Annotated in this window: 14 protein-coding genes and 4 pseudogenes; 9 read left to right on the forward strand and 9 right to left on the reverse strand. The window is 55.8% G+C overall.

Annotation, left to right across the window (positions count from 1 at the left end; all coding sequences use genetic code 11):
• Window positions 1–7: 7 nt before the first annotated feature.
• The gene (locus NF876_RS22450; RefSeq protein WP_210811385.1) at window positions 8–2,257 is read right to left on the reverse strand and encodes an integrase catalytic domain-containing protein; all 2,250 of its coding nucleotides are present in this window, start codon (window positions 2,255–2,257) and stop codon (window positions 8–10) included.
• Window positions 2,258–2,341: 84 nt separating this feature from the next.
• On the reverse strand, window positions 2,342–2,917 hold the full coding sequence (locus NF876_RS22455; RefSeq protein ID WP_210811388.1) for a TnsA endonuclease N-terminal domain-containing protein: 576 nt from the start codon (window positions 2,915–2,917) through the stop codon (window positions 2,342–2,344).
• A gap of 1,034 nt (window positions 2,918–3,951) precedes the next feature.
• Here NF876_RS22455 and NF876_RS22460 point away from each other — a divergent pair.
• The 9 genes and pseudogenes from NF876_RS22460 to NF876_RS22495 all read left to right on the forward strand — a co-directional run bounded on the left by NF876_RS22460 (window position 3,952) and on the right by NF876_RS22495 (window position 13,001).
• Window positions 3,952–4,344, forward strand: a complete 393-nt coding sequence (locus NF876_RS22460) for a hypothetical protein (RefSeq protein WP_262270798.1) — start codon at window positions 3,952–3,954, stop codon at window positions 4,342–4,344.
• A 40-nt stretch (window positions 4,345–4,384) separates the two neighbouring features.
• Window positions 4,385–4,522, forward strand: a complete 138-nt coding sequence (locus NF876_RS22465) for a hypothetical protein (protein WP_210811393.1) — start codon at window positions 4,385–4,387, stop codon at window positions 4,520–4,522.
• Window positions 4,523–4,732: 210 nt separating this feature from the next.
• On the forward strand, window positions 4,733–5,224 hold the full coding sequence (locus NF876_RS22470) for an antitoxin Xre/MbcA/ParS toxin-binding domain-containing protein (RefSeq protein WP_210811396.1): 492 nt from the start codon (window positions 4,733–4,735) through the stop codon (window positions 5,222–5,224).
• A gap of 1,133 nt (window positions 5,225–6,357) precedes the next feature.
• Window positions 6,358–6,851: pseudogene (locus NF876_RS22475) on the forward strand (IS5 family transposase); the annotation flags it as partial.
• Between the two features lie 241 nt (window positions 6,852–7,092).
• Entirely contained in the window at window positions 7,093–7,761 is a 669-nt protein-coding gene (locus NF876_RS22480; protein WP_210811398.1) for a hypothetical protein, read from the forward strand.
• Complete coding sequence (locus NF876_RS22485; RefSeq protein ID WP_210811402.1) at window positions 7,758–9,284, forward strand: M23 family metallopeptidase; 1,527 nt, start codon at window positions 7,758–7,760, stop codon at window positions 9,282–9,284. Before NF876_RS22480 ends, NF876_RS22485 begins: the two co-directional genes overlap by 4 nt.
• A 737-nt stretch (window positions 9,285–10,021) precedes the next feature.
• Window positions 10,022–11,893: a di-heme-cytochrome C peroxidase gene (locus NF876_RS22490; protein WP_210811405.1), complete on the forward strand. Its 1,872-nt coding sequence runs from the start codon at window positions 10,022–10,024 to the stop codon at window positions 11,891–11,893.
• A 70-nt stretch (window positions 11,894–11,963) separates the two neighbouring features.
• Window positions 11,964–12,383 (forward strand): annotated as a pseudogene (locus tag NF876_RS43525) (catalase); the annotation flags it as partial.
• Between the two features lie 339 nt (window positions 12,384–12,722).
• Window positions 12,723–13,001, forward strand: a complete 279-nt coding sequence (locus NF876_RS22495; protein ID WP_247654542.1) for a catalase family protein — start codon at window positions 12,723–12,725, stop codon at window positions 12,999–13,001.
• A gap of 154 nt (window positions 13,002–13,155) precedes the next feature.
• Here the strand turns inward: NF876_RS22495 and NF876_RS22500 are convergent.
• The 7 genes and pseudogenes from NF876_RS22500 to NF876_RS22530 all read right to left on the reverse strand — a co-directional run.
• Window positions 13,156–13,245: pseudogene (locus NF876_RS22500) on the reverse strand (integrase core domain-containing protein); the annotation flags it as partial.
• A pseudogene (locus NF876_RS22505) lies at window positions 13,242–13,379 on the reverse strand (transposase); the annotation flags it as partial. The pseudogenes NF876_RS22500 and NF876_RS22505, both read right to left, overlap by 4 nt.
• A gap of 150 nt (window positions 13,380–13,529) precedes the next feature.
• Window positions 13,530–14,228 (reverse strand): SIMPL domain-containing protein, encoded by a 699-nt coding sequence (locus NF876_RS22510; RefSeq protein ID WP_210811412.1) that lies wholly within the window; start codon window positions 14,226–14,228, stop codon window positions 13,530–13,532.
• A 127-nt stretch (window positions 14,229–14,355) separates the two neighbouring features.
• Entirely contained in the window at window positions 14,356–15,483 is a 1,128-nt protein-coding gene (locus NF876_RS22515) for a trypsin-like serine peptidase (protein WP_210811414.1), read from the reverse strand.
• A gap of 146 nt (window positions 15,484–15,629) precedes the next feature.
• On the reverse strand, window positions 15,630–18,719 hold the full coding sequence (locus tag NF876_RS22520) for a S8 family serine peptidase (protein WP_210811418.1): 3,090 nt from the start codon (window positions 18,717–18,719) through the stop codon (window positions 15,630–15,632).
• Between the two features lie 27 nt (window positions 18,720–18,746).
• Window positions 18,747–19,676, reverse strand: a complete 930-nt coding sequence (locus tag NF876_RS22525; RefSeq protein ID WP_210811421.1) for a zinc metalloprotease — start codon at window positions 19,674–19,676, stop codon at window positions 18,747–18,749.
• Window positions 19,677–19,772: 96 nt separating this feature from the next.
• Window positions 19,773–20,120, reverse strand: a complete 348-nt coding sequence (locus NF876_RS22530) for a hypothetical protein (RefSeq protein WP_210811422.1) — start codon at window positions 20,118–20,120, stop codon at window positions 19,773–19,775.
• Window positions 20,121–20,676: the final 556 nt, after the last annotated feature.

Consider the following 20,676-nt stretch of genomic DNA (forward strand, 5'->3'; position numbering starts at 1 on the left):
GCCGCTCCTATGGACGGGACAAGTGCGGTCGGCTGTACTTGGTCAGGATAAGGTCAAGGTCGTCATCGGGCTCGACCGCCTCCGCGCTTGGCGGAGCTTCCCTTGGACGAGGTTTTTGGGCGGTTCTCTTTGTCCGCATTTTCCGCATGCCGCGTCCAAACTGCTTCATTGAAGCTCCGGGATCCTCCTCATAGCTGCCAAGTGAACTAGAGGACGTATCTCGGGAGCGGTCTCCATCAATCTGGTACTCAAGGATTGTGTTCGGATCGGCAGGCACAGTTTCGAGGAAGTCCAGTTCGAGCCAATTGCTCTCCTCATCGATGAGTCGGTTGAGCACCGTCGCGCCTGCGTGTGGGCCTGCTCCTACGTTCAACCTTCGTGCGATCGTTGAATTTGTGGCGATCTTGTTTCGACGTTTCAGGAGGCTCGCCATCAGCGTGTCGCGGATCTCCTTCTTGGCAATCAGCCAGTGCTCACGGTCAGCAAGATCGTACTGGCTGTACCGCATATATTTCACAAGATGCCCATATTCCCACAGGGATAGCCCCTCTACTCGCTCCGGATCGCAGCACGGGAGACTGATGCGCTCCCCAGACGTTGGGTCGCGAACGATTATCGACTTCAGGCTATCTGGATCTACCGTGAATGTTACCTTGACCTTTGGAGTTTTGGCGCGATCCAGGATGTCAAAGACTCTGTTCTTCTCGCAAAACCGCAAGTAGCGGAAATGAACTCCCTTGCGGGTGAGGATGCATTGAAAGCTTATTCCAAGAACTCCAAGATCACTGACGCGTTTTGGCATCATTGGAGGGATCTGACGAATTCCATTCTCGTACAATTTCCCTCGCGAAAGCGACTGTGTTTTGAACTTGTACGGATAGACTTCGATGACCCACTTGTGGAATTCACGATCTAGTTCGTCGGAGGTCAACTCAGCCTCAGCGATAGGGCTTCGCCCCTGCTGTGTAAGCTTCCGGGCATCGCCTTTTGTTGCTCCGGGCAACAATTCTACGAAGTCGGTATTGATCGTGCGGATCGTTCGCTCGACGATTCCTTTCCATTCCGGTCTTTTGCGTGGACACCACACCACCTCAATGCCGAGTTCTGCGCAAGCGAGTTCAAAGGAATTGCCCCGGAACTCCAGTGCTCTGTCACAGACAATGTAGCGCGGCAAACCCATCGCGAGCCAACGCCTTGCGAGCTGAGGAAATTTCTTGAGAACGTACGCCTTGGGGGATATTGCGTTTTTCAGCGCCAGCGACACGGAGTGGAGGCTTGGCGGGATGAATGAAATGAAGAACCCGACGATGAGACGGCTGAATGCGTCGATTACGACGGTTAGCCATGGACGCCCGAGTGGAAGGCGTGTCTTCCTGTTGTAGACTAGATGGCCGTCAAGTTTCGTATGATCGATATACCATACTTCGTTGACCCGCGTTGCTTTAGGAGCCCGTCCAACACCTTGAAATTGTGTATCAGCATAACATTTTCCAGATCGTCGACGGGTTGTTTCGTATCCCTCATAGCGTTCTAGACGGCGTCGGATCGTGGTATCCCAAGGCTCGATCAGAAAGCCGAGTTCACGACGCTCGACGGTGTTCAATGCGTTGTAAGCTTCATCAGAGATTTCATAGGTTTTCCGCAGTGTGAGATTGCGGACGGCGATATCTCCATGGACAGCCTCTGTGATCTCCTTTGGTCGAAGCTCCCGGTTGTTTTTCCAGTAAACCTCAATAGCCGTCTCGACTATCTGATCGACCTCTGGATCCAACCAATCTGTCCGTCCTTTTCGGCTATTTCCATCTGACATGAAGCGGGCGAACCGTTTTCCAGGAACGCCGCGCTCCCGTAACCATCGTGCAACAGTTTTTGGGTGTGGAGGTTCGATGTCTCCGATGACTCGTGCAACCCGGTCGATGATTGGCTGCAATCCCTTATCAGTTTTTGACACTGCGGGAGCAGCATCGACAGCGACACAATACTTGAACCGTCGAAAGGATGCCCAGCCGTCTTTGGCAAGCGTTGGTTCGATAGAACGGTCAAGCGCATCTAGAAACCGGGCCGGGAGATGATCGAGTGTATGGTCATCTAATTCTAATTCGCCAGCCTCGTAGAGAGCCCAGAAGTGGGAAGGTGAGAGTTTCTCAGGTTCTCCTGTTTCCTCGTCCTCAAGAATGAGATGGGTACCGTCCCGTGTAACCTTCTTGACCAGGTAAGCTCGCTTCCACAAAATAACCTCGGCCTTGTCTCTCTTCATGGATGGAAACCTGAAGTCAGACGTGACCGCTTGGTTTGATACGCGCCCCATCATTTTCCCCCTATCTTGAGTCGAGGACAGATGTCAGCGGAGTGAGATCATTGTGCCTGGCCAAACCGGGCCATTCATTTCAGCTTCGATTCGACGCGACCGCAGTATCATCGATAGGACGGCGTTCTCTGGCTGGCTGTGCCTGCGGACTCTGGAAGCACACTCCTGGAGAGTTGCAGGCCCGTTCTCCTGCAGGCTTCTTAGGACCCGCTGCTCGTCCAGAGGATCAATCAGTGTGCGGCCCCTAGCCTCAATGTCCGCAGCCGCATCCATCCATGGAGTTGGCGGGAGTTTGCCTGAACCGAGCCTGATCCAAGGCTTCCCTCGGTCTGCATAAATACGTTTAACCTCATCGAGCTTGCGCTGCAGCTTCGGTGAGCGTGCGAGCATCAGAGCCGGCTTGGTTTCCACAATGATCACGGTATCACTGATGGCTACCTCGAAGTCCGGAGTGTACCGGACAGGCTTACCGTCAAGCATGAACTCAAGGGTAAGAGGTTGCGACCGGTACCATTTCACCCGTCCGTCGACCTCAAAGATCCGTGCATACTTCCGCTCAAGCCCCATGGTGGTGTAGATGCGCCAACCGCACTTCCAGGATGGGACCATGCGAACCTCCTGGTGGGGATGGAGACGTAGTGCATCACGCATCGGCCCTCCGTCGCGGCGCCGGACCTCAATTACATCGACAGAGAACGCGAGCTCAGTGTAATTGCCTGAAGGCATCTGCTTGCCTCCCTAGTTGAGGGACCGACCGGGAGCCTGAAGTCTATCTCGTCGCCCCGCTGGATTTCGCGCGCGCTCTATTCACATGGCTGGGTATGAGCTCGTCACGTTTTCGGTTGTGGCTTACGGCAATTCCGACCGACACTTATGTCAGCCGTCTCCGTCGGGTTATCGTCGAACTCTCGATATGGCTGCATTAGTTTGCGGATCTGCTCGAGAGGATATGGAACGTAGATCGTGTGGCCGGCGGCCCTAATGAGGCAGGCGTCGTGGCAGGGGTCAGCATCACACAACCATTGGATACTGGTGATCCTGATGAAGTAGCGGCAGTCGCTGCCGTCATCAATGTCGACAAAGGCGCCGATGCGTCTAACACCCATGGCAGTCCTCCGATGTCGGAGCAGCACACTCTCACGCGACGGCTAAATATAATTAGACTGTTTGGGCAGATAACTTCTGTAAAGCTCCGTGACTTTCGAACCAAGACCCTTACTTCGGTACGACGACCAGCGTATGATACCACATTAATAAGCAGATGCAAACGCGAATTACAATGTACCAAAAAGAAGTAAAATTCATTATCCTGTTTTTTATTTCGCGATAAAGCATTAAACAAACTGTTTCATATATCATTTCTTTAGCCAAAGAAAGTATTATGATATCTTAGAATAATTAAATGAATTAAAAGGCGGTTGTTCTGCATATTAATTCGTAAAATGTGCCTATTGGTACAGGCATAGTCCGTAGCAACTTGACAGTGGATTGATGTGACTGCTTATACTTTGTTTTCTCATGTGATAAATTCACTTCTGGCCAAACCCGTACCATCGGGTACTGGCCGACCTTGATCATAGATAGTCAGAAGGGAGAACTCGGTTGGTCCACATCAGCGTTCTAATGCTGCTCTCGAGCGGAGCATGTTGACCGAGGGAGCCATGAGTGCCGATTTTACCTCGTCTCCGGAGTTTTGTCAGAAAATCGCTGCGGAAGTCCGATCGGCTTCGATTGAGGAGCTTCCCGGATGGTCGTCCATTGTCGAGTATTACCAGGACAAGGATATCGCATTTAGCTTCCATGGCATCGATTGTGATCCGATCTCAATCGCTGTTCATCCAGATCGGACCTTTGATGGCAGGGCCCGTGTCTTGATGCATTATACCGCCGTCTTCCCTGATGGATTCCACACCCTCGGCTCCCAGACATTTCCTGGGATGGTCTACGGACGGATTGATCCCAGAGGGGAGATCCACATCGAGCGATTCCGGTTTGGAAAAGATGGCAGGATTCCGCCAGAAGGCATCCTTGGCTGAGTACGCGGCAACTTTGTCGGACCGAACGTTGGAGGACCAAGTGGCACATTCTTACGACATTGAAGACCCTTGGTCTGAATTCCAGCCGCTCGATCCAGCCATCACGGCGCTCGTTCAAAGACTGGCAGTCTATGGCTTACTCCTAAGCGAGATCGAAGGCCTGATCAAACGCGCCTAGGAAGATAAGTTATCTGAAGTGACGATGGTGATCGACGGATATGAAGAGAGCGCGATATCCATGCTTGAAGGTCTGCCGCCGGGTAGGAAGTGTCGCCATTGATAACTGCTATCGTAAGCGTGAATCAGTTTGCCTCGGCGGAGGTCATAGGCTGCCAGATGAATTTTTCAGACATCGATTGCCCCGCGTAAGCAGCTGAGAGGAGGGAGCATGGGCAAGTCTCCGCTTTTCTTTGGTGTCATCTTCCCTGCCGTCATGGTGCTTGCTGGTTGGTGGGCGTATCGGGCTGGACACCGCAATGAGTTTTGGTTTCTCTATTCCGCTGTAATGCCCGCTCTTGTCTGTGCTTTGGGGTGGTTCGCCGTCGTGCTCAACGAGGTTGCCATGAGGCGAGAAAGGCGAAGGGAAGACGGTAGTCTGAGAGATCCTGAGCGACCTCTAGATCACCAAGCACTGTCGGCGGATATGCTCGACGCTAGCAATCAACCTGACAACAGCAGATCGGACCGGCTCGCAGATACGATTGAGGTCATCAATCTGGTTCTTCCGTGGGTCGGCTCTACGGCACGTGCAGTTGCTTGGTACCGAACTCGACCCCTTCCAAGTCTTGACGGACAGACAGCAGAGCAACTGGTCAACCAAGGGCGCGCTCAGGTCGTCAAAGCTCAATTGGCTCGGATGCCACCTGTAGACCTGCTGTAGCTGCCGAGCCACAGAGGAGTTCGAGTTGTGAAGTAGGCATGCTAAAAGAGTACGACTTCAATTGGCCGGAACGTCTTCCATTGAAAGGGCATCCATCCAGCCGACGGTCTAGGCTCACTTCTGATAATAGGTACTTATCAGAAGTGAGAACCCTGTTCCGGGCCTGTGTGACGTAGGCGAACTCTTGGGGCTGTTCAGTATCGTTGCTGCATCGAAGATCAGCGCCATCAAGACGTTAACGAAATCTTAACGACGGCGGCTGCGGTCCCGATCATCTGATAACCTGGGCAAAGCGGACGTTCAGATCGCGGGGCTCTTGGTCGCAGAATGGCCCGGAGCTGACTCTAGCTGTTCCGGGGCAGCATAGTTTGTATCTGCCTCATTCCATGGGTCCTATTCGCGGAATCTGCTCCCTTGCGCAAAGGTGCAGGGAATTTGCAGTCCTCCGCGTAACCGCAGCGGACAACCAATTCGTTGATCGGTCGCGTGGAACCGCTCGACAGTCGTTCTTATCTGATTTCCTTCCATCAGGACAGGTGAACGATCCTGATGTAGGACCATGCAGAGCCAGCTATGGTTTGTCCGCCTGGAGATGCGGCGGCTCCTGATTGGTAGTCCCGACCAGGCGGAGAGGCTGGGAAAAGCTCAGTTCCCGGTCTCTCTCTTAGGTTTTGGAAACCATATGGCCGTCTCGTCGGGAACGAAGCGTAGCAGATCGCATTGACCCAGTACGAAGGCCTGTTGCCCCCTTGGCTTTCGTCTCTTCCGAGCCCCTCGTGTTCTCCCGTCGCGAGGGGCTTTTTCTATGGCCATGCTGAAACCGTTCCCGGCTGGACCAGTTGCTCGCCGCGAAAGCTGTCACGCATCCTGCCTTCTTCATGGACTACGAGGCCTCCTCACCCACTAGCAATAGCGGACGGGGAGGCTTTTCTTTTGCTCGCCGCCAGCATAGCAGTTGTGAGTATTCGCAGACCTTCTGGGACGCTCGCGGGAGCCGGCTTGACTAGGTTTTTACTAGGACCAGGACCCATAAAGGAGTTTGAGCGGGCGGCGCTTTCGTGCTTCGCGACCTCGTCGGGAGGCCAGGGATGAATCGAAATCGCTTCTGGCTCACGGACCAGCAATTCAAGTAGATCGCGAACCATCTACCCACCGGTACGCGAGGGAAGCCTCGGGTCGATGACCGCCGCGTGATCAGCGGAATCATCCATGTCCTCAGGTCTGGCGGGCGCTGGGTCGATGCCCCCAGCCTCTATTGACCGCACAAGACCCTCTATATCCGCTTCGTCCGCTGGGCGGCCAAAGGGCGTGTGTGCCAACCTGTTCCACACGCTGGCCAATGCCGCCGGCCATCCGCTCACGTGCTGATCGACTCCAGTGCCGTGAAGGCGCACCGCTCGGCATCGGGCGTTGAAATGGGAGCAGAAGAAGGCGCTCGGGCGTTCACGCGGGGGCTCGACCAAGATCCACGTGCTGAAGAACCACTAATGCCGCCCCATTGCCCCTCTGCTGACCGCGGGACTGATAGCCGACGGCACGGCTGAAGGCGCTCCTCGAACACTTGCCTGCCGCATGGGTCCTGGATGGCGACGAGGGCTACGACACCAACCATGTCCGGCAGCAAGTTATGACAGCCTCATAGGCGGCGAGCGCCTCTTCGCTGCGCACGCACTTTGTTGTGCCGATAAGAATTGTTCAGGCGCAATCGCTGTTTCGAGCGCGTCGTACTTGCTTCATAGTGCGCTTCGCCGTGGTCAACTCGCTCCCGGATCATCTCCCATTCTGAGAACTGAGAGAGGCAACCAGCCCTTCGCTTTACTTCAACCTCCTGTGGGTGTAGCATTGCGCCAACGCGTAGTGGAGCGGCCGTGCTGTCCCGTTTCATTCTTTCCGCTGCAGTTTTGACACTGACTCTGCCCGGCGCTCATGGCCAGAGCGCGCTTGTCACTCCTGACTGGTCCGATCCCGCTGCGTCGCGTTACCTGGAAAAGCGTAATAGTGGCGCCCTGCCCCCAAGTCCTTTGGAAGAAGGCTTAGCCGAGCCAAGCCCGCAGTTCTCGCTCCCAGTTTTGGGCTTGAGAGAAGGCTTCGCGGCCGCGGAACCTGGACTAGATCCCGCGGGCGGCTTTATCGATCCACTGTCGATGGCCCCGGATGTTGAGTGGTGGCCAAAATGCGCAGCCACAAACGCTAAGCCCGACTTCGCGGCCGACCCGAACGGCACATGGTACAGCGCCACGTTCAATTTCGGCTGCATCACAGTTGTTGTAGCAGGCGATCGTAATTCAGACTCTCAGGTTCCCGCGGAACTGCGCGACGAGTTGAGCGAACGCCGGGGTGACGTTGCATCACCACTCGACGAGGACGACGACCCGGATAGTGTTCTCTCAGTCACATATGAGATTGTGCGTTTCAATGTACCGTACGTCGTTACCATTGAGTGCACCAAAGAAAGCGCAAGTTTTTGCCGGAACAGGTCGGCTCACCAGGTCCTGTTGGCGCGATTGAGCATCCTCCAAGGAGATCCGCGGCCATGACGCGTCTCTCACGTGGTTTGGTGGCTGCCGTTTCCCTCATTGTCGCGCCGCCAAGCCCGGCGGCGGCGCAGGAAGCGTTCCTGTATCACTCTCCTGGAAATTTGGCAGTCGGCGCGGGGCGCGAAAACGACCGCACCATCTATCTACCCGGCCTGCTCTTCCCGCTCGCCGCCGGTCCCGCGTTCGGCAACGCCCATGCCTACGCGAATAGCCAGATACATCCGTCCGGAGGTCCGGGTAATTCGGAAGAGAATTACGCCTACCCTTGGCGCGACACCTACTGCGAGAAGCGATCGTGGGACATGCCCCTGTGTCCCGGCAAAACCGGTCACCAAGGCTTGGACATCCGGCCGCAGAGGCCAGAGCGCAACGCCTTCCCGGCGCTCGCAATGGATAACGGCGTGGTCACGTCGATCACGAGCAACACAACGGTTACGATCCGATCAAACGCTAATTACTACTGCCGCTACCTACATCTCGACCGCGACAGCATCACTCAGGCCGGGCTTAAGGTCGGTGCCGCAATCAGGCGGGGCGACGTCGTCGGGAAAGTCTCCAACATCATGGGCGGCATTCCCAATACGACCATTCACCTCCATTTCGACTGCCACAAGACGATCAACGGCCGCACCGTTCGCCTTCCGATCTACGCATCGGTCGTCGCTGCTTATCGCCGCGCCTGGCAGCTAGACCCACTCGATACCGGCGGCAGCCTCGGCGTCGATCCAATTCGGGAGTTGAGTATTGGCGCGAAGGTATCTTTGCGCTCCGACTCGGCCGCCGACGCCAAGCTCCCGAAGTCAATACGCACCAAGAACTTCGGCGCGATCACACCCCAAACCGAGCCCGCATCATGGCCGCTGTATATCCGCAGATGGCCCGACCTCCTGCCAGACGTCGAGATCAGAGATGCGTTCGGCAAAATCATCCCAGCTTTCGCCAGTCCGGAAGCAGGCGTTGGGCTCTGGTGGTACTGGATAGTGCAGCGCGCGGGTTTCGGCGCGGCCGGAACCGTGTCGTTCGAGAAAATCGCGGTCAAATACTCGGGGGCGTCGAGCCCAAGCGAGCCGGTGGTCGCCAAATACGCCGGCAACTACTCGGGAACGGCTGAGAAGCCCGGTCTGTCTAGTCTCTACTTCGGCCGTTTCGTTAACCGGGCGGAGGACCTGAACCTGGCTGACGCGGAAGTCCGTTGGAATATCGCCCGCACCATCTTCCATTATGAGGCAGGCCGGCAAGATGTTGTCGATCGGTCGACGTTCGACCGCGGCATCCAGCTCGCGAACATGATCCTGCAGAAGGGCTTCGACGCGCCGCTTCCGGGACCCGTCACCGACCCGTCAACGCCGCTGCCCCCGGGAGTGCAGGCTCCGCTGGCCGCGTCGGGCGGAAGCCCGGTCGCCGGGACCGCACCAAGCAGCGGCATGGAGATTGTCCTCGGCCGCTACGTAATCCGGGTGGGGCAAACAGTTGATAGCGCGGCGCTGTCCCGTGTGCTCGACGTTCTCGAAAGCCGGCGCTAACGAGAAGGCGAACAGTGATCCCCGACGCCTGAACGAAGATCAGCAGCCCGTTGTGGAGAACATGGCCACCCGCACCTCCACGTGGATTAATGCATGTTGCGACTGCGCGCTCTCGTTTCGGCACTGGACCGAGTTTGATAGTTGGTGGCGCGAGCACATAAAATATGAAAGTTTCCCGTCGGTTTCGGAACGAGACTTCGTCAGGCACTACCTGGGCGCGGCGTCACTCGGGTGGTGGAGCTCAGCAAAACGCTCTCCCGTCAAGGAAGCAAAACATGGCGCCTCTACTATGGTTGGGAGCCCCGCCGACCCATTCAGGCTGCTTATCGTTGGCAGACTTTGCGCGTCGGCGTGGGTTACGAGTACATATGCGGGCACACGGCGCGGCGCGCCCGGAGTGATTGTTTCGACCCAAGGCGAACTGGTCGGACAAAGGTGAAGGCGCTCGGGGCGCTCGCGAAAGAGCTTGAAGGCTACCTACGTTTACTTATGCGATTGGGGCGCCGCGAAACTCTGTGCGGGATCCTCAAGAATGGCGACCCGCTCCGCGACGGTGCCCATGTCGCAGCGTCGTGGACACCCTTCTACCCGTCCCACGCGAGGAGAGCTGAAGTACAAGAACGCAGTACCTCGTATAATAACCGCCAAAATTTGATACGCCCTATCGCCGCGGGCTTGAATAAGGCAGGCTTTCACATAGCATGTGGACGCTCACCTGAATTATGGAGCTCAGACACATGTTCTCGAGTTGCCGAGCGCTGCGCTTCCTCGCCGCCGTGGTTACCTTCGTCGCTGGCACGCATTCCCTTTCTCATGCGCAAGATGCCCAGCCGCTGCCCGAATTGGACCAGGGCTGGTCGAATGAACAGCGGAACTCGTGGTGGGGAGCGACACAGGGCTCTCGCCTGATCCCACTCGATTGGTTCAACGCACTTGAGATTTCGGGCGGGCAGGATCGCTTTGCCTCTATCGCCGTCATGAGCCGGTTTGGGTATCTCCGTCGCCCAGGAGCTCCGCCCGAATGGCTGCCGATCGGGTTTGCAATTGATGATCAATCGGACGACAGACTTCAACGGACGAAACTGCGGTGGAAAGCAGGGCAGGGAAACAACGAAAAATGGCTTGGTCTGACTTGCTCGGCCTGTCACACAGGAACCTTCAGCCACAACGGAAAGACATATCTTGTCGAAGGCGCTGGAGGACTGACGGATTTCCAGAGCTTCATGGAGACCTTGAACCGTTCCCTTGAAGAGACGCGCAGCGATAAGCAGAAGTGGGATGCGTTTGAGGTACGCGTCCTAGGTCGCGACAAGACGGACGAGAACGTTCGAAGACTTGCAGAAGCGTATGACGCACTATTGGCGTGGCAGCTCAAGGAAGAGAACATCAACGCCACCCCGCTCCGCTACGGTCCTGGCCGCATAGACGCGTTCGGGCACATCTACAATAAGGTCGCCCTGACGCTCGCCCCTAATAAGGCGAGGCAAAATCCGTCGGATGCCCCAGTGAGCATTCCTTTTATTTGGCGAGCTCCGCAATTTGACCGCGTGCAGTACAACGGCATGGCGCCGAAGGTGCCGATCCTTGGAAGCTTCGATGTTGGGGCCGTCGGCCGGAACACCGGCGAAGTGATCGGTGTGTTCGGGGACGTGGTTCCGAATGCAAATCCAGGACTAGTCAACGGCTTTGCGTCGAGTGTCCTTGTTACCCAACTGTCGCAACTTGAAGACGTTCTCTCGGAGCTCCGTCCTCCTCGCTGGCCGGCCTCCATCTTAGGCGCGGTCGACCAAGCCAAAGCAGATCGGGGAAGGGCTTTGTTTGACTCGCGCTGCGCGTCCTGCCACGAGCCCGTGAACCGCACCGACGTGAAGACCCGGCTCACCGTCGAGATGAGCCTCTTGGATGGATCAGGCAGAAACACAAGGACCGGGAAGCCGCTTCCGCCCCCGGGAACCGATCCTTGGATGGCCTGTAACGCATACGCGTACAAGTCCTCACCTGGCATCGTCAGCGGCTTCCGCAGTCGGGTGTTGACTGAAGACGAGATGATTTCCACCAGCGAGGAGGAGCGACTCGCTATGCTCCTCAAGGTCACGGTGGGTGCCGTGATCATGGACAAGAAGAAGGACATAGCATCGGAGGCACTACGTAAGCTCTTCCGCGTGCGAGCTCTGCCGGACGTCGAAGGAGCGCTAATAGACGTGCCCCAAATCAGCGAGAATCCGGGTCGCTCTCCCGCCAAGCAAGCCCAGCTGGTCGATTGCATGAGATCAAAGGATCCGAATCTCGGCTACACCAGCCGACCGCTGAACGGGATCTGGGCGACGGCGCCTTTCCTGCACAACGGTTCTATTCCCAACATGTACGAATTGCTACTCCCGCCTAGGCAGCGATCGCAGGCCTTCTTCGTTGGGACACGGGAATATGATCCTCAAAAGATGGGCTATAAGACCGATCGCTCCTCGGCCGGCAATACGTTCGAGTTTCGATCGCAGTACGACCAAGGCCGCCTAATTGACGGCAACAGCAATCTCGGTCACGACTATGAGAACGAGAAGCTGACCGACGACCATCGCTATGAGTTGATCGAGTACCTCAAGCAACTTTGAAGGGGAGGGTTGAGTGGCTCGACTTTCCCGGAAGCTTGGCGGCGGTGCATTGCTAGTCTCCGGCGGAGCCATGGTCGCGTGGCTCTCCGCGGCGACTCCGGATAAATCGGACGAAGCACAAAGGGCCGCGGTTACGGCGATCGCGGATCGTGCGCTTGCGGAGATGAAGCGGCATTATCCAGAGGGAGCGCAGACGTTCGTTCGCCGTGACGCACACGCGAAGGCACATGGTTGTGCACGGGCAAGGTTCTCAGTCGTATCCGACTTGCCCGCAGAGCTCCGTGTTGGATCATTCGCTACTCCAGGCCAAGAGTACCGTGCTTGGACGCGATTCTCGAACGGCTCCTTTACGCCCGGAGATGACACTGGGCTTGATGGCCGCGGCATGGCTCTCAAAATCCTTGATGCGACGTCGAGAGGACAGACGCATGACATCTTGATGATTAATCACCCAACCTTCTTCTCTCCAGACGCGGTGGACTACCGAGACTTCGCAGAGGCGGGCGCTCTCACGGGTGACCTGCAAGGGCTGCGCAGGTACTTCCTACCTAGCGCGAACCCTTTCGATTGGCGAGTGAGGCAGGCTGGTATCGCCTACAGGATCGCAAGCGCCCCGATTTCATCACCTCTCACCATCTCGTATTTTTCAATGGCGCCCTTCGCTTTCGGTCCCAACCAGGTAATCAAATACTCGGTCCGCCCCTGCAGCGGGAACCCGCCCCCGTCCAATGAGGAGCGTGGTCCGGACTTCCTACGACGGGAACTCTCTCGCGGACTGGTCAGCAGCGATGCTTGCTTCGACCTTATGGTCCAATTGCGGAAAGGCTCGATGCCCATCGACGATCTGACCGTCGAGTGGCCGCAGGAGGAGGCGCCGCTTCGGCCAGTGGGTCGGATTACTTTGTTACGGCAGTCGACCGACACCCCGGCACGCGATGCATTCTGCGAGAGCACGGTATTTAATCCGTGGAATGCGCCGGAAGTGCACGCGCCTTTGGGATCCATGAACAATGTCCGAAGGGCTGTGTACGACGCGATATCGGCTTACCGGAAGCAGCGGAACGGCGTCATCGGAATAGATCCCTGGAGTGCATGGGAGAACCTGTAATCGCGGCGTGTCCGTATGGTCTTTCATTGCAGCCGCGTGTGGTGGCGTAGACGGCGGGCGCGAGCTAGCAAGCTGAGGCGTAGGTGGCGTCGATTGAGGTTGTAGTTGCTGCGCCAGGGCTTGTGAACCGTGCGGGCGTGCGGCAGCGAACGAAGCGAAGCAGGAACTCGTTCAGGAGCTCGTCGCGTAGACGTCCATTGAAGCCCTCGACGAAGGCGTTTTGGGTCGGATTGCCTAGTGCAATGCCACCGAACTTAGCTTTCGACTTGTAATAGGCTGCCTGGCTAGTGCCGTGCTGCGGCAGACATCCGTAGGCGTGGCTCCCGCCTCATGCTCCTTTAGGATCGCAATGATCTGCGCTTCCTTGAAACTGCTCATTGCATGATCTGGCTTAGCCAAGAGGCCGATTTCCAGTTCGGCGCGGAGTGTCCGTGGGGCAATGTCAGAAGCAACTCTCCTCTGCAAGGATCATTTCCTTGTGCGACTCTGACTATCCAGCCATTCAGAAGTCCGCTTGAATGCAAATCGTTATTGAGTGATCCCGTAGCTGGCTCGGATGCGAACCCGCAGAGTCAGCTCGCCCGGCGCGAGCGGTGCGGCCAAAGCGTCCGAAGCTCCACCGCCGTATTCGCGCGTCGGCGAAGGGCCTTCTTCCGAAAGTGAAATCAATGGGCCAAGGGGGTGTCCAGCCCGTTTGGCATATAGTTCCGCGCGCTGGCGCGCATCGTCGAAGGCGTGCTCGCGGGCAGCATTCAACGCAGTCGCTGGATCCGCAATATCAAAACGGATTCCTCCGACGGCGACAGCACCCTTGTTAACAGCTCCGTCAATAAGCGTGCCCAATCGGGAGATATCGCGCACCTTTAGATGGATACTGCTTGATGCGGTGTACCCTAGCAAACGGCCGCTTCTAGCGTCCAAGCCGGGCGAGGAAGCATAACGGGGCTCGAGCTGTAGGTTGACGGTTTGAATATCGCGCCAGTCAACTTTGTCCTGCTGCAGTTTACTGATAATATCTTCTGCTTTCTGACTATTTGTTTGAAGCGCTTCCGACGCTGTGTCGGCCTGTGTGGAGATTCCTAATACGACGTGCACAAGATCCGGCACGACAGTCGACTGTCCTTCACCTATTACCACGAATGATCGCTGTCCATCAGCTCCAAAGGCAGGATAAGAACCGATTATCGCCGCGATCGCACTCCACACGAGAATGGACTCTAAACGCATTGAGTTTCTCCTTAACCGCAACAACGAACCGCCGGGCAGGCCCGGAGAACGCCTGCCGCAAGCTAGCTTCCGCGGCGGTTCGGCCGGAAAGGCTCTCGTCGGACGAAGCTCATGGTGCCTCACCGATTTATTGTTGCCAGTCCAAAACCTCCTTTTTTAATGTCGCTGGAAGGTGTTCGATGATGGCGCCAATCCTAACCCCTTTGTTCTTTCTGTCACATACGCCCTCGCTGTTTACGGTATGGCCGGAATGATGAACCCCTACGACGAACCCTTCCTCATCGAAAACCGGGGCGCCGGAGCTTCCACCTTCAGTGTCGCACTCATGCAGGAAATCAATGTCTGATTTCTTCTCGAACCAACTCGGATACGTGCTGGCTACAATTCGGCAATCTCTCTGGGTTAAATATTTAACACGACCCAGAGGATGATGGATTATGCGGATTGCCATACCCTCTTGTAGTGATGATCCTGGCTTGATGCGGGCAATAGGAGGCGCGCCGATTGACTGCATCATCGGCCGTACCCGGAATATCGCATAGTCCCGATCTTTGTCGAATAAAACGTTTGGCCCGCCGCCAAAGATTGGGGTTTCGGACCAACCATATTCGTTGCTTAGCTGGTCCCCATCCCATGAAAAATCAATCACTAAGTTACGTAATACATCGTTCTCCCAAAAAGCTGAGGTCTCGGGAGCACCGCCGCAATGCCAGTTCGTCAAAAACAAATCCGGAGCGATTAGGAATCCAGTGCATGTCCATGCTTTGTTTGTAGAAAACACAATCATCATACCCACACTCTCGCCAAGCCTCCGCGTACGTATTGGCGTGTCAGTGCACTTTGTTATTTCGGATGAGCAGATGTCCTGCTGATCTTGAGTTCGGGGGCACAGCAGACACTGCCATTTTATGGAAGCTCGATTTTGGACGGAGTAATAGGTTACCTGAGGTTGTTGCGCCACGAGGATGGCGCCATTGATCCGCAAGAAGGGTGATGGATTCACACCGCGCGCCTCGAGAATGACCCTACCGCTTCCTCCTTCGAACCGTCGTGACCACACCGCGGTGTTCCCGGCAGGAAAATCTTTCGGGCCGATTATTTGTAAGGGTTGTTGGATTTGGTCATCATAAAAGACGAGGCGCCAGTCCTTGGGAGCGGTTTTATAAACGTTGAGACGTACCCGGAAGTGACGGAGTAGCTCATTGGTGGGCAGACTCACTCCCGCAGGATTGCCGTCGGGCGTGAGCTGCTGCACGAAATCTTCTCTGATAGATCCTATGTTCGTGACGTAGTGTCGGTTCTCCGGCCCGCCGCAATCATTTTGCGCTAGAGCAGCGCAGGCAACGCTGGCGAACATCGTGGCCGTTGTGACCAGTAGGAGCGAACCTTTCTGAGACGAACTTACTGGCCCCCGCATTGGCCCGACACCCCAGGATCATCGAAGAGGACTAGGTCCTGTATTTCAGAAAGACGTAAAGCCTTGCTTCCGATCTGAAGAACCGGATCAGAAGCAGACGGCGACGTTGAGGCAGCCACCAGAGGGCTACGAAGAACAACACCAGGCTTGGTATTGTCGTCTTTGTGGTATATCACCCATCTCTTTGCGCCCCCCAATGGGATCTGAACGATCCGCCTCACGTATTCCACTGGGATAGGTTGGTACTCTTGCGCCGATGCGGTTCTCACCTGCAAAGTGTCAGAGCACCACTTAAAATCTGAGATGCTGACTCTAGAGTATGTACGTTCAGCTTCCGCCTGTTGCTGTAAATAGATGTAACCTGGGTGGAGCAGTGCTAGCTTCACGTCAGCCAATCCCGTGGCAACGTGATCATTTGAATTGTCTGCCGGAAGTACGGGCATAGACGTGAGCTGGAGAGCTTCCTTTAACCGGGAAGTGACGCGGTAGTACCTTGAGTAGCAGGACCGCATCTTCGTTGCGAGACCTCCGACATACGCGGCGGCTTGTGAGGTGCCATAGGCTCGGATAGGCTCGTTGCCTACTCCGAAACCGGGTAAGCCGCCGACCCATTCGCCGCCTAAGTTCTCGACATAATCTACTCCTCCCGGTGCGATAATGTGTGGACGGTACGCACCACTCCCCCGGTGAGCTCGCGGCCAAACCTTGCGGTTAGCGGCATCAGCCCTTTGCAAGGAGCAGCGTTCGCACGCCGAGACGAGCACTACATTCGATTCGTCAGCGAGCGCTGCTGGGAGGGCTATGGACTGGGCTCCAAAAGTCGTCGTTTTGCTAGGCTGCGCAACTTGGCTCGCATTGGTGGGTTGGCCTATCGCGGCCACCCATAGCCAGTCATGCGATTGGGAGATTCGTCGCCTTCCTATGTGCCGCTTGAGAAGGTCACTTCTTGCGGCATCTTGACTGGGTATGTCACCCACCTGTGGGCTGACATCACCTGGTATCTCGCATGGGTTCGATCCATTAGGCAACGCAATCGCAAATTCATCAAGGAGCGATTTTTCGTAGCACATCTGGCTTGTTAGGATAGCGACGCCGTTCCGCTTATTGCTATAGAGGTTTCTTACATTGTCGTAGATTTCCTTCTCCCGTAATCCCGGAGCATTGCTAATTAGTTGTGGCAGTACTCCAGGGACAAAGCCCACAAATCTGTTGGAGCCAGCGATTATCTGAGCCATCAGGGTGCCGTGGTGTCGCCGATCGAACGGTTTCCACGCACATTGTGGAGGAGAACTCGAGAGCGTTAATGCTCCTTGGTCGATCGATTCCTCAAAGAGAACGGGCGTCACCTCGGATCGATTGCAGACAGAACAATGCTGGCAAGCGAGTGTCTCACACGATCCGCTGCAGGCTCCACAAGACGCCTCCGCGGTGGTATCAAAGTCGCATTTTAGGTCTGGCAATTCTATGCCGGAATTTGGCATTTTCTTCTCTTCATACGGGAGCTCCTCCAAGAGCATCCCGTAGTGGCCCATTGCACCAGCCGCACATATCGCGTCTCGGGAACTGACCGCATGGCTCACTGCAACGGCGTTCGGGTTGACTCCACGACGCGTCGTCAGCGATTTTGCTAGGCCGTCCTCGACAGTTACGCTAATCCCAGGATCTTTCTGCGCGAGCGGCTCAAGGGCTTGAGTGATCGCTTTGAGCTCTATTTGGCTTACAGGGATAGAGGCTACATACTGTCGCCACTCGATCTCGTACGTGATGATCCGCTGGTCCGTCCGACTAGTCTGCCGCCGCTTCTCAGCTGGTGGGTCTTCCTGACGCACGTCCAATCTTATGGCGTCCACGCGTGTCATCAGCTGTTCGAAGTCTCGAACGGCCGCAACATCACGCTGCAGGATCGAACCGCTCGCGATGTCGACAGAGCTGTTAAACGTGAGAATAGGATATTGCCTTTTTCCCTCTAGATCACGGCGTAAACTCAGGAAGGGATTGCATGCCGCAGCGCCTCGCGATTGTTCGGAAGTAACCGCCTCGGAGAGGCCCAAATCTCTGATGTAGGTTCGGCAGCCTTCTTCATCCCCTAGATTGTATTCCTGGTAGGGTAGCCGCTTATATGGTCCCACTATCGTGCGTATTACGTTAGACGCAGTGGAAAGAACTTGCTTTCCTTCCAACTCGACCATCACGGTCGCAAAACCATAAACAAGTTGGTGAGATTTTATATCGCGGTCGGAGAGCTTCATCTCCAGCGAACCTCCACCGCCGCATTGATAGTGCATCACAGATTGCGGATCATACGAACCCGTTACGTACGTCGGCGGCTCGATTTGGGGGCAGTTAGGCCCCGCCTCCGGAGAAATATGTTCGTGTCTATATCCGAGCACATGTCCTAACTGGTGTCGTAGAACCCCAGCGGGACTGAGAGTGCTTTTGAAGAATGTCTCCCCAATGGAAATGATCCTCGCATCGGGCGGAGAACTAGGAAGAAAACTTGTCGCCACTATCTCAGTTGGGTCCTTAGTATATCGGACGACAAATTTTACTTTGTTTGAATCTGGACTGACGTCAAATTCAGGCCGATGCACGAACCGGATTCCACAATGGAGACAAGCGCGCTCCCAATCTCCGCCAGCCTCAATCATAGCTCTAGCTACAACAGCGTACTGTTCTTGGGTGAAAGACGCCTTGTCTATTGCGTAGGTAAGGGTCCGTTCCTCCGGAAGGACCCAGTAATCAAGCTCACCGTTTACGACATTCACGTTCAAGCTTAGGTCAGGATGATATGAGTCTCGGCGTTCCTTTTTTTCGTCGGCAGGCTGCAGGCCCAACGCACGTTCGAACCGCGCTCGGGAAAGCCGCTCCCACTCCACCTTGAGTTCTAGTTCGGAGAGCCAGTAGCCGTTGAGCAGAAATCGTCCGTTCGAGTGTTTCAGGCTGTCTCTGAAGATCTTATAAGGGTCTTTAGTTCCCCTGGGCGGCCCCTCATCTGCAGAACAAATCCCTATGGCCGAAAGGCTAAGAACTACAAGTAGGAACATCCGAAGGCGGCGGAACAGCGCAAGGTTCATGACGTTCCCTCCTCCTTGCAGTCCGGCTCATTGACAGATCTCAGTATAAAACTTTCTGTGAGACGTCTGGTCGGCTTGTGTAAGTTGAAAGGTGAACGAGCCTACTGTGATCCCGTCGGCTTGGCAAGGGTAGTGCATCACAGATTTTGGATCGTAACGTCCACCAGCGATCCTAGCCCACTCTTTGCTTTCCGGCTTGAAAAAGCAAAGGAATGGCGCCTCAGGACGGATGTGCTCGTGCCGGTATCCTAATATATGCCCAATTTCATGACGGAGAATGCCTACTCTACTGTAATTTCCAGTATAATACGCTTGCGTCACCTGCAAATACCTTTTTGCTTGTATGTCTTTTGGAAAAAAAGCCCGTGCGATGAGCGCGCCTTGGTAGCCTACATACTTCACTATGAAGTTCGCATCGCCCTCGCTAGGAGCCGGAATGTTCAAGCGCCTGAACGTTATTCCGCACTCAGGGCACACCTTCTGCCAGTCCGACGTTGCTGCTTCCACTTCAAGAGCAATCGCTTCATAAGCACCAGCTTCGGGTGCCTCAGCAAAGGACTGTCGATCGATTGCGTAGGTAAGCTGGCGTTCCTCTGGAGACCGATAACAGGTTGGAGCGCCATCTTTCGTCATCACAATCAGCTCGCCTTGCTTTGCTGACGGAGGCCAAGGTTCTTTACCATTTAAGGCATCGCGACGTTCTCGCACTAGTTGCCTCAATTCGGCATCTGTGAGGATCATATCGCCTTCAACCACATAGTACCCATCTTGGGTTTGTGGAAAGTGCGCAAGAAGCTTCTCGAAGCTTCTCTCAAATTCGTCAGGCTTACCAACGGCCTCTGTTGCGAGCTGCAAAGCTTTCTCGAAGGACCTATCATGCTCTTGGGCATTGGTCACGGTGACAGTCCACGCCACAATGAACATGCTAATCAGGACACACCATCTCGCGTGCTGCATGGGCACCTCCCACCTGACATGCGCAAGTTTGTCACCACTCGACGTGTGCAGGCAAGTTCTATTTAGGTGAACGCAAGGGCACGCTGGCGAGCTTGGCTATATATTCGAGTAGGCGCCAACCGGAGGAAGCCGAGAGTCACGAAGAGCATCGTCCCGTAGGAGAGGGCTCCCGCGCGTGCCGTCCCTCACCGGCGTGCTCGGCGTGAAGAAGGACTCTAGGTTGAGAATGCGCTCGAACTCGCTGGACCCGAACATCAGAACGACGCCCATGGGTACTGTGAGCGGGCAATAGCAGTAGAAGCAGGTGTGCTTTTGAGCCCTCAGGGCATCGCCTCGATGCATCACGTAGAGCGCGCGGTTTACCCCAGTCGGCTTCGTCGGCGGGGAAGGGGCGTGTGCGGGTGTTTCCTTGGACTGCGTCGGCACCACAGGCGGGGCGGGCATCTTTGCCTCTCTCGGTCGCTTCGGTAGCCGCTTGATAATAAAACGATCCCCCGCCTCGGCCATCACCAGGTCAAACTCATATGGAAGCTTATGCCGTTTGACGATATGGGCCCAGAGCGATCGGAAGCCGCCGGCGTCGACTGCGCAATATGGGCAGCGGTAGATTGTCATGCTGTGATGCTTCTTGGGTTACCCGGACTCCTAGAGGAGTTCTATGTCCACTGCCTCTTCCTTGGCCTGATCGTATCTGCGGGGCTTCCTTTAGCATAGGTATGCTCTTGTTTTCAGGCCACCCTGCAAGCGTTCATTGCTGTAACCGGAGAAGTAACGAGGCCGATTTCGACAGGCAGCACCCGTCGTAGCACAGGGTCCGACGAGCTTGCATCATTGACAGACAATTGCCCTGGATTGCCGCCCTCGAGCGTGCTCCTTAGGGTTGCCCGGAGACATCGAACCCAATGTCCAATACAAATCCTCTACTCGCCCATGGGCGCCCTTTTTCAAGGCCTTCATGAGGACATCAGATGCAATGCTCGTCACGCCTAAGCGGATCTTT

Source organism: Microvirga yunnanensis (assembly GCF_025460875.1).

What these genes read in the sequence shown, in the direction of transcription:
- NF876_RS22510 (WP_210811412.1), bottom strand. Translation starts at nt 14,228, where the DNA reads ATGCGTTTAGAGTCCATTCTCGTGTGGAGTGCGATCGCGGCGATAATC.
- NF876_RS22495 (WP_247654542.1), top strand. Translation starts at nt 12,723, where the DNA reads ATGCCCATCGACGATCTGACCGTCGAGTGGCCGCAGGAGGAGGCGCCG.
- NF876_RS22520 (WP_210811418.1), bottom strand. Translation starts at nt 18,719, where the DNA reads ATGAACCTTGCGCTGTTCCGCCGCCTTCGGATGTTCCTACTTGTAGTT.
- NF876_RS22490 (WP_210811405.1), top strand. Translation starts at nt 10,022, where the DNA reads ATGTTCTCGAGTTGCCGAGCGCTGCGCTTCCTCGCCGCCGTGGTTACC.
- NF876_RS22455 (WP_210811388.1), bottom strand. Translation starts at nt 2,917, where the DNA reads ATGGTCCCATCCTGGAAGTGCGGTTGGCGCATCTACACCACCATGGGG.
- NF876_RS22485 (WP_210811402.1), top strand. Translation starts at nt 7,758, where the DNA reads ATGACGCGTCTCTCACGTGGTTTGGTGGCTGCCGTTTCCCTCATTGTC.
- NF876_RS22460 (WP_262270798.1), top strand. Translation starts at nt 3,952, where the DNA reads ATGTTGACCGAGGGAGCCATGAGTGCCGATTTTACCTCGTCTCCGGAG.
- NF876_RS22525 (WP_210811421.1), bottom strand. Translation starts at nt 19,676, where the DNA reads ATGCAGCACGCGAGATGGTGTGTCCTGATTAGCATGTTCATTGTGGCG.
- NF876_RS22470 (WP_210811396.1), top strand. Translation starts at nt 4,733, where the DNA reads ATGGGCAAGTCTCCGCTTTTCTTTGGTGTCATCTTCCCTGCCGTCATG.
- NF876_RS22530 (WP_210811422.1), bottom strand. Translation starts at nt 20,120, where the DNA reads ATGCCCGCCCCGCCTGTGGTGCCGACGCAGTCCAAGGAAACACCCGCA.
- NF876_RS22450 (WP_210811385.1), bottom strand. Translation starts at nt 2,257, where the DNA reads ATGAAGAGAGACAAGGCCGAGGTTATTTTGTGGAAGCGAGCTTACCTG.